This is a genomic window from Faecousia intestinalis, assembly GCF_040096185.1.
Classification (GTDB): Bacteria; Bacillota; Clostridia; order Oscillospirales; family Oscillospiraceae; genus JAZOXB01.
This window is the reverse complement of the sequence record NZ_JBBMFF010000060.1, coordinates 1-13,555: the sequence shown is the minus strand read 5'-3', so window position 1 is coordinate 13,555 and position 13,555 is coordinate 1. Positions and strand designations below refer to the sequence as shown.

Annotated in this window: 3 protein-coding genes; all 3 read left to right on the top strand. The window is 61.2% G+C overall.

Translation table 11 applies throughout. The features are described 5' to 3' along the window. Nucleotides 1-521 precede the first annotated feature (521 nt). Nucleotides 522-1,175, top strand: coding sequence for a class I SAM-dependent methyltransferase (locus WMO66_RS00815; RefSeq protein WP_349134508.1), 654 nt, complete (start codon nt 522-524; stop codon nt 1,173-1,175). 596 nt (nt 1,176-1,771) lie between these two features. After that, nucleotides 1,772-8,782 carry a DUF5695 domain-containing protein gene (locus tag WMO66_RS00810; protein WP_349134507.1) on the top strand — a complete coding sequence of 2,337 codons (7,011 nt, stop codon included), beginning with the start codon at nt 1,772-1,774 and terminating at the stop codon, nt 8,780-8,782. A 118-nt stretch (nt 8,783-8,900) separates the two neighbouring features. After that, nucleotides 8,901-13,555: Ig-like domain-containing protein (locus tag WMO66_RS00805; protein WP_349134506.1), on the top strand; the 4,655-nt coding region annotated here is incomplete at its 3' end.

Genomic DNA, 13,555 nt, shown 5'->3' with positions numbered 1-13,555 from the left:
GTCGGCCTTTGGCCTCCTCGCAATGACAAACCTTTGATTTTCACCATTTTAACGATAGCCTGTTTATTTCGCAGGTGCAGTGCCGGGCCCGGCTGTCCGCTCCCCTACAAGGCGTGTGCGTTCGGCGATGCCGCCCTATAACTTGCCAGTCTGCAAGGCGCTCAGTGAGCGCCGCTACATTCTTCTCTCGCCCGGCGGTCTTGCGCAGTGAGCGCCGCTACACTCCATACTTCGGTGCATACCGTTTATCGGCAGCCGGTACGGGACGGCAGTGCCTTCCCGAGATTGCCACGGGCGCAAAGCGCCCTCGCAATGACAATTCGGTGGCCGGCACCATTTTAACGCCGTCCCGTTCGTATCGCAAGTGCAGCGCCGGGCCCGGCTGTCCGCTCCCCGCAGGAAGGCGCGGTGCTGCACTTCCTCAGAACTGTTTTCCCACAAAACACAAGATGGGGCTTGACATTTTGCCCGCTGCGGAGTAAACTTTGGTTAGAAATAACTAACTGAAAGAGGGGAGACGCATGGAGAAACAAAGCTTCTGGGACCGCTATGCGCGGCGGTATTCGCACTTCGTGCGCGCGGATCAGGAGGCCTATGCGCAGATGCTCGAGTGGATCCGTCCGGCCGTCCGTGACCGCACCGTGCTGGAGCTGGCAACAGGGACGGGCGTGATCGCGCACGGGATCGTGCACGAGGCGGCCTCTATCGAGGCGACGGATGCCTCTGCCGGGATGATCGACGTGGCACGAAGCCATTCCCATTCCCGCAAGCTGCACTTTTCTGTTCAGGACATGCGCTATCTGCCCTATGCCGACGGCAGCTTCGAGGTCGTCATCGCCGCCAATGTGCTTCACCTGCTGCCGGAGCCAGACAAGGCGCTCGATGAGGCTGCGCGCGTGCTCGCACCGGGCGGCCTGCTCATCGTACCGACGTTTACGCATGCGGGGGAGGGCAGGCTTGCAAGGCTGCGCCTCTGGCTGATGCGCCGTGCCGGGTTCCCGCTGCGCTGGAAGTGGTCGCCTGCGGAGTTTCTGCAGTTCCTGCGCAGACACGGCTGGAAGGTCGTGCAGCACCATGTGCTGCAGGGCACGTTCCCGCTGACGTATGCCGCCTGCGTGCGCCGCTGTGCGGATGCGGAACATGAAAAGCCTGTTACGGAACACGAAACGGCCTGAATTTGTAGTCATGTTATAAGATATCCATATCGACCCGGACTGCGGTATTCTGCTGCAGACCGGGCCGTTTTTTTGTGAAGGTAGAGGGAGAAATATGTCCTCTGCAGCAAGCTGATTCAGCAATTCGCACAAATCAATCGGTACGATTTTATGGAAAGCTCCAAAAATATTTTTGCGGATTTACAAGCGGATTCAAACGTGGTATAGTTCAAACATAGTTTGTTAAACGTTTAGCAGTGGGAAGTGTTTTCCGACTGCGGCGAAGTATCCTGCTAGATGTCATCAGCAACGAGGCTCTCTCGTCATTGCGTGCAGGGCAAGGAATGCCCGCGCCAAGGCTTCGCACACCGTTTGTCCGGCAGCTCGGCTTTATCAGGCGGTTTGTATGGTAATATCGTACAAAAATGCCTGCGGAAGGAGGGAAAGCGTGCGCTGACAAAGCTGTTACAAGCTGGAACGGGTCATTCCTGGATCGGAATCCACGCAGGATACCAGCCTGCCCTGTTGGGCGATATTTTTTCACCGCAAATGTTAAACGTTTAGCATTTTCGACGGAACTCGAAAGGACTATAGAATCTGAAAGGAGAGAACATTTCATGCAAAGAGTGAACCACCTGCCCAGACGTGTGATCTCGATCGTGCTGACCATCGTCATGGTCGCGTCCCTGTTCTCCGGCATCCTGCCGGGCCTCGGCGTGACGGCGAAGGCTGCAGCGAACGAAATTGCAAATGACAGTCTGAAGATCTCTGTCGGTGATCTCGGACAGATTTCTACGCTCAACATCGTGAATAATCCCAGAAATCGAAGCAATCGTGAGATCAACTTCGTCCTCCCCAATGACACCCGTCCCCAGAACGGTGTGCAGCATCAGTGGATGGGCGAAATGATCTTCTCCGTCCGCTCCAGCGCGGACGGCAGCTTCCCCGCCGACAACACCGGCTTCGTCGAGGTCGACACGAACAAGACCCTCGCAGCCGGCGGCTCGACCACCGCATCCAACATCGCTTCCGATAACCCCTATATCGAGAAGACGGTTGTCAGCGACAAGAAGGTCGAGGTCAACTTCATCGGTCAGGACCTGAGCTCCACGACGGACCGTACCATGAAGGGCTTCGATGTGAAGTCCACCTATGATATGGATACCGAGGACGGCTCCCTGCTGTGGACCATCACCCTGAAGAACAAGAGTGATGCGTATCTGGAATTCGGCGACGTCGGCCTGCCGATGCCGTGGAACAACAAGTACACGAACCAGAACAGCGTTTATTCCGAGCGCGTCACGGCCCATACCTTTGCAGGCGCGGACAGCGGCTATGCCTATGCGATCCGCTGCAGCGGCGAAGGCAACTACATCCTCTTCACGCCGGTCGCCACCTCCGGTGCCCGCATCGAGTATGTGGATAACTGGATCGGCAGCAACAACGGCGTCAGCGACAACCGTACCGGCAGCACGTTCTCCAACTGGACGGGCGACTCCGGCGGATGGCAGCCGGGCCTGAGCGTTTACTACATCCACTCCAAGGATATCCACAAGACCGGCCGCAGCTACTTTGAAGATGCGACCAGCCTCATCCTCGAGCCGGGTGAGAGCCAGACCTACCAGTTCAAGTTCTCCGCTGTCCGCGCGGGCGACAACACCCCGCAGGAGAGCGCCGAGAGCCCGAACAACGCCTCTGACTCCATCGAGCAGCGCGAGACGAACATGCGCTCTATCCTCTATCAGAACGGCCTCATCGACGCCATCGCGGTCCCGGGCTTCCAGACGGCTCTGAATATGGACACGCGCCTCGACCTGCACTATGATGACAGCCTCATCAAGGTCGACTCCGTCGACATCCAGTGCGTGCACGAGAATGATCCGTTCGACGAAGCGCATACGCCGGAGCACCGTTCCGGTATGGTCAACAACAGCCGTACCGGCCGCGGCCTGCATGACGGCAACGAGGGCTATGAGGAATCCGTGAGCTTCGTCGAGACGAAGACCGTCGACGGCGAGCAGCACCACATCTACGACCTGCACTTCGGCTGCATCGGCAACAACAGCGTTCGCGTCGAGTACAAGCTGAAGGTCGGCGACGAATGGGTCAGCAAGTTCACGCAGTTCGAGTTCAATGTTCTGACCGAGCTGGATCAGGCATCCGACACGCATGCCGACTTCATGGTCAATGAGACGCAGGACAAGAACCCTGACAGCGCGACCTACGGCATCTACAGCGACTGGTACTTTGCCAGCGGCAGAGATTCCAACCAGCGCAACCACTGGGGCGATGACTGGAGCCATGACAACATCAACTTCATCGCCATGAAGAACTATCTGAACCCGGATGCCGAGCAGGTCAAGTCCATCGAGACCTACCTGATCGACTTCATGTGGAACACCTACATGAAGAACACCCAGGATAACTTCATCGTTGCGAACTACCTGTCCGCTTCCGGCGCTTACAGCACCTCCAGCGGCCCGTACACCCGTACGTTCTCCGAAGTGATGGAGGCCACCGGCTTCTTCAACATGTACCGCATCGTCAAGGCTTATCCGGACCTCATTGAGTACCGTAAGCCTGCAGCGTGGTATCTGGAGAAGGCATACGGCATCTACTCCAACCGCGTCGGCACCGGCGCCATCGGCTTCTACGGCGAGCAGCAGATCCCCGACATGATCGAGGCGCTCTATGCCGAGGGTATGGACGAGGAGGCCTTTAACCTGCAGGAGCGGTTTGCATGGTACAAGGCGAACAATTGCATCAACGCCACCTATCCGTACGGCTCCGAGTTTGCCTACGACAACACCGGTGAAGAGGGCGCCTTCGCCGCCATCCAGGCCCTGACGAAGTACTGGCCGGACAGCGACGCCGCCAAGAACGCCTACAGTGCCATGAGCATGGCCAACCACAAGACCCGCGCGATGCGCGGCATCCAGCCCACCTGGTACCAGTACGCCGACCCGGTCTTCATCGGCGGCGAGAGCTGGTGGAACTTCCAGTACACCGCCTCCCTTGCAGGCTCCATCATGGACGATTGGATGCGCTACGAGGAGCTCGAGGACGGCGATACCACCGCATGGGCTGCCCGCGTGAACTACGCGGCCAAGATCTCCAACTTCAACGCCATCAACATGGGCCAGATCTCCGACAAGTACGTCGGCAACGTTTCCTGGCGCTACAACATGTATAAGGGCGGCTACGGCGCGATGAACGTCAACGACGGCGGAACCCGCGTCATGAACAACGGCTGGCAGGACTTCTCCGGCGAAAGCGACGAGGGCCTGTACGGCTCCCTGCTGCGCATCAGCGCAGACGTTGTGAACGATCCGATCTTCGGCCTGTATGGCTACGGCGCGAACGTTACCGCAGACGAGACCTCCTACACGGTTGTCCCGACGGACGGCTTCGGCAAGCGCGTCAACATCCTCGACCAGAAGATCTACGTCGAAACGACGCAGGACACCATCACCAGCGCAAAGTTCGCTATGGACGGCAGCTCCATCGAGCTGAACGTCAAGGGCTACACCGCTGCAAGCCATGTTTCCCACATCGCTCTGAGCGGCGCCGGCCTGAAGGACGGCTTCTATGCCATCAACGTCAACGGCGAAAAGGTCAGCCAGGTCTATGTGAAGAACAATGAGGCCAACGCGACCATCACCATGCCCGCCGGTGAGACCAATGTCGTGACCATCACGGCCGATCCGAACGGCGAGAATGCCGCTCCGCAGGCCGCTATTAAGGTCTCCAGCGACAATCTGCAGGCCATCGTGACCTACACCCTGACGGCCGTTGCCTCCGACGACGGCTATCCCGGCGACAGCCTGACCTATCTGTGGGCCTTTGAGAGCCTCGCAGGCGAGGGCGCAAGCGCGTTCCTGAGCAGCGACGCCGCTCCGACAACGCAGTTCAACGTCAGCGAGGCGGGCGAGTATGTCATCTCCCTGACCGTCAGCGACGGTGAGAAGTCCACGAAGGTCGAAAAGACTCTCGTTGTCGGCGAAGCGCCCGAGCGTCTGGCCCCGACGATCGATTCCGCGACCGGCACGCCCGTTGTCGGCAATCCGACCGTTGCCGATCTCAAGGCCGAAGCCACGGTCGACCCGCTGTATCAGGGCGTCCCGCGCTTCCGCTGGGAGCTGGTCAGTCAGCCCGAGGGCGGCAATGCCATGATCGGCAATCCGAACGAGAAGGAAGCCAAGCTCCGCGTCGACAAGGGCGGCGAGTATGTTGTCCGCCTGACTGTCACCGACGAGGACAAGACCTCCTCCACGGAAGTCACCGTCACCATGACGGATGCTGCCGACGGCATCCAGCGCGTGAAGACCGTCATCACGCAGGTCGGCGTCGCCCCGACGCTGCCGAACGGCGTGGTCGCTGTCCGTGACGACGGCACCTACTCCGGCGGCGCAGTCGATTGGGACGAGATCTCCGAAGACAAGTATGCACAGGCCGGTGAGTTCGAGGCCTACGGCACGCTCCGTACCCAGACGACCCGCGTGGCCGTCAAGGTCATCGTCGTGAAGGGCGACCGCAAGAACGTTGCTCTGTTCGCAACTCCGACCGCCATCATCAACACTCCGTCCGATCTCGGCGGCGTTGCCGGCCTGAACGACGGCTTCGACCCGAGCAGCTCCCATGATACGAGCCACGGTGTCTGGCACAACTGGCAGGGCGCGCATGGCGACGCAGCATGGGTCATGTACACCTGGGATGTGCCCGTCACCATCGACGGCGCGGATGCCTACTACTTCACCGACGGCAACTTTGCGCCGAAGGATGCGAAGCTGGAGTATCTGGCAGAGGACGGTCAGTGGCACGAGGTCCCGAACGTCAGCGGCCTTGGTGTTACGCTCAACCAGTACAACACCACGAGCTTTGATCCCATCACCACCACGAAGCTCCGCATGACCATGAACCCGAAGACGCTGGGTATCGGCGTTATCGAGTGGAAGGTCTACGGCTACGGTGAGTTCGTCGATCGCTCCGCACTGAAGAACGCCATCGCAACTGCGAAGGGCATCAACACGAACCTCTTTGTCGAAGGCAGCAAGTATCTGCTGGATCTGGCCATTGCGAAGGCACAGGCCGTTCTGAGCGATACGGCCGCCACGCAGGAGCAGGTTGATGCCGCAGCGGCGGAGCTGAATGAGACCATCGCCGGTCTCGAAAGCGCGGACGGCAACCTCGCCTACTCCGCTTCCGTTACCACGAGCTTCTGCTCCAGCTGGGAGTCCGTGTCCGCCGTGAACGACGGCATCGTCCGTTCCAATTCCTATGATCCTTCCAAGCCGCGCTACGGCACCTGGGGCAACACCTCTGCTTATGAGACCGTTACCTACACCTGGGCTGCAGACGTGATCATCGATTCCACCGACCTGTACCTGTGGTACGACGGCACGGAGGGCGAGTACACCAGCGGCGGCATCCTTGTGCCGAAGTCCGTGGAATTCGAGTACCTCGATGCGGAAGGCAACTGGAAGTCCGTCCCCAACGCCGAGGGTCTCGGCCGCGAGATGGACAAGTTCAACAAGACCACGTTTGATCCCTTTACCACCACCGCCCTCCGTGTGAAGCTGAACAAGCAGGCCAACGACTATAACGGTGTCGGCATCATGGAGTGGAAGGTCTATGGCAAGCTGGCGAAGTCCGACGGCATCCTGACTGCGGTGAAGGTCGTCATCGCCCGCATTGATGCCATCGGCGAAGTCACGCTCGACAGCAAGGACGCCATCGAGGCTGCCCGCGCTGCGTATGACAAGCTGACCGACGAGCAGAAGAAGCTCGTTCCGAACTATGAGACCCTGACCAAGGCCGAGGAGACCTACGCTGCGCTGGCTGACGCCGCCGCTGTGAAGGAAGTCGAGGATCTGATCGACGCGATCGGCGAAGTTGACGAGAACAGCAAGGACGCCATCGAGGCCGCGCGCGCTGCCTATGACGCGCTGCCCACGCGCCTGCAGCCCGAGGTCAGCAACTACGACAAGCTCGTCAAGGCCGAGAAGGATTACACCGATCTGCTGACGGCTGTCGAGGCTGCGCAGAAGGCCGCCGAGGATGCCCGCAAGGCATTCGAGAACGCCAAGGCTGCGCAGGAGAAGGCCGAGGCCGCGAAGGCTGCCGCCGAGGCTGCGCAGAAGGCCGCCGAGGAGGCCGCACAGGCTTCCGGCGAAAACAGCGAGGCTGCCAAGAAGGCGCAGGCTGCCGCCGAAGAGGCACAGGCCAAGGCTGAGGCTGCCCAGGCTGCTGCCGAAGAAGCACAGGCCGGTGCCGAGGCTGCCCAGAAGGCTGCCGAGGACGCTGCTGCCGCCGCTGCCGCGAACAACGCGCTGGCCGCCGAGGCTGCCGCAAAGGCCGCCGAGAAGGCTGCCAAGTCCGCTGAGGAGGCCGGAAAGGCCGCTGCTTCCGCCGAAGCGGCTGCGAAGTCTGCTGCCGACGCCGCCGAGGCCATGCTGAAGGCCCAGAAGGCGCAGAAGGCTGCCGAGGATGCCGAGAAGGCTGCCGAGGAAGCTGAGAAGAAGGCCGAAGAGGCCCAGAAGAAGGCTGAGGAGGCCGCCGCCTCCACCGCTGAGGACCGCGAAGCCGCCGAGAAGGCCGCTGAGGAAGCCAAGGCTGCCCAGAAGGCCGCCGAGGATGCCCGCAAGTCCGCCGAGGACGCCAAGTCCGCCGCGGAGCTGGCTATGCAGGCTGCCGAGCAGTCCAACAAGGAAGCCGCCGCATCCGCTGCGCAGGCTGCCGAGTATGCAAAGAAGATGGCTGAGGCCTATGAAGAGATCGTCCGCATCAAGGCCGAGCTCGTCGAGTACCTCGCCAAGGCACAGGCCGAGGCCGAGCGCGCCGAGGCTGAGCGCAAGGCCGCCGAAGAGGCCCAGAGAAAGGCCGAGGAGGCCGCTCTGGCCGCTGCCAAGTATGCCGCCGCTTACGAGCTGGCTCAGCTCCAGCAGAACGGCGAGGGCCTGACCGGCCACGCGAAGGAAGCGTATGACAAGGCTCTTGCCGACGCCGCTGCCGCCATCGAGGCCGCAAAGACGCCCGCTGAGGTCGACGCCGCTCTGGCTGCCGCCCGCGAGGCCCTGAACAACGCCGTCTGCCCGAGCGCAGCGTTCACGGATGTCGAGGAGAACGTCTGGTATCATGACGGCATCGACTTCATGGTGAGAAACGGCTACATGAACGGCGTTGCCGCCGACACGTTCGATGTCGAAGGCAGCCTGACGCGCGCCCAGCTCGTCACGATCCTCTACCGCATCGCCGGTGAGCCCGAGACCAGCGCCGCCATCCCGTTCGCGGATGTCGCCGACGGCCAGTGGTACACAAAGGCCATTGTCTGGGCCGCCGAGAACGGCATCGTTAAGGGCGTGAACGAAACGACGTTCGCCCCGAACGATCCGATCACCCGCGAGCAGATCGCCGTCATCCTCTACCGCTATGCGCACGAGGAGAACACCGAGGACGGCAAGCTCACGAGCTTCCCCGACGCAAAGGACATCTCCGGCTACGCGCTGGAGGCCATGAACTGGGCGGTCGCCAGAGGCCTCATCAACGGCTCTGACGGCAAGCTGCTCCCGCAGGACACCGCGACCCGTGCACAGATCGCCGTGATCCTTGCCCGGTACCTGAACGCCTGATCTTTCCCCCTGCTCCCCATGCGGCCGAAGCCGCATGGGGAGCCCCCCAGCATTTCCTGGCAATTGGACCCAGACAAACAATATGCTCGAAAATCGAACTTGGGAGGAACAATAAACCATGAAGCATGTGAAACAGCTGCTTTCTGCACTGCTTGTGCTGGCTGTTGTACTCTCGCTGCTCCCGGCTGGCGTTCTGAAGGCATCCGCCGCAGAGGCCCTCGCAGCGCTGGACATCGGCTACCCCACATTCAAGAACACAGAGCTTCTCGACGAGGTCTATGACCTGTCGAAGCTCGGTGTGTCCTATTCCGAAAAGGACATCATGATGGCGATCTATAAGCAGGATCTTGCCAATGGCGGCGACTCCTTCTATATGGACCGCATCCTCGCCCGTGAGGGCGTCTGCAACGGCAACGCCGGTTCGAACGGCAACGCCGACGGAAACACCTTCCTGACCCGCGGCCGCGCGCTGTATATGTACACGAGCAGCCCGTCCGTCATCGGCTTCGGCGGCAACACCGCCTATCATCAGCCGCTTGGCCGGGGCGATCTGGTCCGCGTTCTCTTCTCGAACGCCGACGGCAGCCTGACCACGAAGGAAGACACCAGCAAGCGCGTTAATGCGCCGAGTAACTGGTCTAGCACCTACTCTGTCGGCAGCAACCTGACGCTGGATGTCGTGAAGTTCATCCATCAGGAGAACGTCGCCGTCACGACGATGACGCTGACCAACAAATCCGCAGAGGATCAGGCAATTACGGTGGCAGCGGACTCCATCTTTGCGACGGAGCCCGGCAAGGTCACGGTCAATGGTGCAGAGCAGACAGAGCTGACCGGCACCTGCTCTTCCCCTGCAGGCCTTACCACCATCTATGCCCGCATGACCGGCGACGGTTTCGAGGCTGCTTCGTCCGACGACTATTGCTGGCTGTCCCGCGACGTCACCGTCCCCGCGGGCGGCAGTGTGGAGCTGAAGGTCGTTATCGCCTTTACGACGGAAGAGATCCCGGAGTCCACCGAGCAGTACCTCCGCTTCGCAGGCCTCGGAAACCTTGAGGCCGTCCGCGCGCAGAAGGCGGAATACAACCTCTACTGGGCGGAGAACCTGCCCTACATCGACGTGCCGAAGAAGGCCGTCCAGAAGGCGATCGATTATCGCTGGTGGCTGGAGCGCTTCAACTCGCTCGATGCCAACATCCCCGGCTATGACTATCAGTACCCCGTCACCATCGAGGGCGTCCTCGGCTACAACAACGCGATTATCCTGACGCAGCCGATGCACCTGCAGGATACGAAGTGGCTCCGCTCTCCGTATCTGGCCTATGGCCAGCTGCTGTCTGCGGGCAACTCCTCCCAGAGCAGCGCCTTCCTCGATAACCCCGGCAACCGCAACAACTGGAACAACCACTATGGTCAGTATCTGGCTGAGGCCGGCTATGAGGCGTTCAACGTCATCGGCGGCGGCGCGGAGCTCGCGGAGAACCTCGCGTACTACTTCGGCCATGACGCCACCGGTCAGCTCGACCACTACGGCAATCACATCGAGGGCCGCGACCTCATCGCTTACCGCAACAACTACATGACCGGCAACGACGCCGATACCATCTCCATGCATGCTCCCGGCACCGGCACCTGGAAGGCACACGGCGAAAACGCCTACGTCTGGGCCGCTGCCGACGCCGCCGCGAAGCTCTATGAGCAGCTGGGCAACACCGAGCAGGCCAAGTATTACCGCGATCTGGCCGACAAGATCAAGGCCGACGTCCTCGAGCTCATGTGGTGCGAGGAGTGCCAGAAGTTCGAGACCTATGCCGTCCGTCCGACCGGCACACAGCATAACGCTAACCAGCCCAACCTCGTCAAGTACACCGAGTCCAACAACTACAACTACTTTGCCGTGGGCCTCGTCCCCGACGATGCCGCTTCCGTCACGAAGTACAAGGAAGCCCTCAAGGCCTTCTCCAACGGCAAGGAGTTCCCGATCTTCCCGTTCTACACCGCCAACCAGGTCCACAACCAGGAGGTCAGCGGTTCGAACAACTTCTCGAACATCAACTTCACCGTGCAGCTCCGTCTGTATGAGTCCGCTCTGCGTACCTATGACAAGGAGCAGACCTACATCACCGACGACATGCTCGCCATGATGGCCGAGTGGATGGCATGGAACGTCTACCCCGATGCAGGCGACATCCGCTATCCGAACAACAACGAGTTCCACAACATCGACGGCAGAACCTATGAGAACTACTATCGTTCCTGGATCTACCACAACATCCTCGGCAACTACACCTACCTCTTCATCGAGGACATGGCCGGTATCCAGCCGCGTGCCGATGAGAAGATCGAGCTGAGCCCGATCGACTTCTCCTATGACCACTTCATGGTCAACAACGTCCGCTATCATGGTCATGACCTGACGGTCGTGTGGGATAAGCCGGACGACGGCAAGACCTGGTACAACGAGTGCCCCGAGGGCTACTCCCTGTACATCGACGGCACGCTGGCCTTCACCCTGAAGGATCTGGCCCATGTCGTCTATGACTCCGCCACGAAGGAAATCTCCTTCCCCGACGGCGCTGTCGAGATCGTCACCAATAACGGCGGCGCTGCCATCCCCACCGCGATGAACACCGCCATCACCGAGGAGAAGGTCCTCAACATGCTGGAGAAGTCCGGCGTGCACGGCATGACGAACCTCGCCGAGGGCGCGGAGGTCACCGCCACCTTCACCCCGGACAAGGCCCGCGCCGCGTCTTGGGCAGAAAAGCACCGCGCCGACGGCAGCGACACCACCTCCAAGGCAGTCAACGAGACTGTGCCCGATCCGCAGGCTGTTGTGGACGGCACGACCGTCGATATGCCGTTCTGGGGCAACTACGGCAGCGTGAATGAGCGCGACAGCCTGACGCTGAAGCTCTCCTCCAAGCAGACCGTGGACATGGCGACGCTGTACTTCTACAACGACCGCCAGACGAACGGCTACTCCGAGCCCTCCAAGTTCGCAGTCGAGTACTGGGACGGCGAGGCCTGGCAGTCCGTCCGGCAGCAGACCCGCACCCCGTCCGCTCCGCGCGCGAACTACAACGCCGTGTACTTCGCACCGGTCGAGACGGATCAGTTCCGCTTCACCTTCACCAACAAGGACAAGGGCTTCACTGCCGTGACCGAGATCCAGCTCTTCAACGAGGGCGGCGACCGCGATCATCCCGCGCAGAACACGGCTCCGTCCGTCAAGCTCGCGGAAGACACCTCCATGACCGGCAACCTCTACACTACCCTGAAGGCGACCTGCACCGACGACGGCATGCCCTACGACAAGGACATGAGCTACGCCTGGAAGCTTGTCTCCGCTCCGGAGGGCGCCGAGGTTATCCTGAGCAGCGCCAACAAGCCCACCACGACCATCTCCGGCTCCGTGGAAGGCGAGTACACCGTTCGCTTCACCGTCAGTGACGGCGAGCTGAGCGCGACTGCCGAGCTGACCGTCACCCTGAAGAAGGGCGCTGCGGGCGGCCTCGGTGAGGACGTCGCTCCGGACGCCGCTTCCGTCGAAAGTGACTACACCTCCAGCTGGGAGAACCTGAACGGCATCAACAACCCGAGCTTCGAGCCGACCAGCTCCAACGTGGGCGCCGGCAAGGGCTGGGGCAACTGGCCTCAGAGCGACGGCTCCGAGCACTATGTCGGCTATACCTGGGATGAGGCCGTGACCGTCGGCGGCGCGGACATCTATTGGTATGACGACGGCGGCGGAACGCAGGTCCCGTCCAAGCTGCGCATGCAGTACCTCGATGCCAGCGGTACCTGGCAGGATGTCAACATCACCACCCCGTTCGAGAGCAGCATTGCAAAGAACAAGTACAACCGCATTGAATTCGACCGCGTTACCACCACCCGCCTGCGCCTGTATGTGACCGTCCGTTCCGGCGCGCAAGCAAACGGCATCTACCGTTTCAAGGTCTATTCCTCCGTTGACGTCGCTTCCCTGAACGAGGTCTTCCTCGCCACGAAGCCCGGCGTCATGCCCACGCTGCCCTCCAACGTCACGGCAGTCACCTCCGACGGCGCGCTCATCAGCGTCCCCGTTACCTGGGAGACCCTGACGGCTGACATGATCGCCACCGACGGCGAGGTCAAGCTCCGCGGCGTGAACAACTCCACCGGCAAGATGACCACCTGCACGATCTATGTCCGCAGCGACATGGACAAGGCCACCATCACGAGCGTCGAGCCCGTTGAGGTCACGACGACGCAGGGTATCGTCCCGGCGCTGCCGAAGACCGTGAAGGTCGGCTACAACAACGGCGCGTTCGACAACCAGACCGTCAAGGTCACCTGGCCCGCCATCACGGCTGCCGAGCTGGCCAATGTCGGCGACGTGAACTTCGAGGGCGAGGTCGAAGGCACCGCCACGAAGGCCATGCTGACGATCCACGTGCTCAAGGCCCCGGACGACCCCGCTGTCGTTGCGGTCAAGGAGCTCATCGACGCCATCGGCGAGGTAACGCTCGACAGCGGCGACGCCATCGACGCTGCCCGCACCGCCTATGACAAGCTGCCCGAGGCCAAGAAGGTGCTTGTCGACAACTACGAGAAGCTGACTGCGGCAGAGGAAGCTTACACCGCCCTGGTCGACGCCGCTGCCGCAAAGGCTGTGGATGACCTGATCGACGCCATCGGCGAGGTCACGCTTGAGAGCGGCGACGCGATCAAGGCTGCCCGCGCCGCCTATGACGCCCTGACCGACACGCAGAAGGAACTGGTCAAGAACTA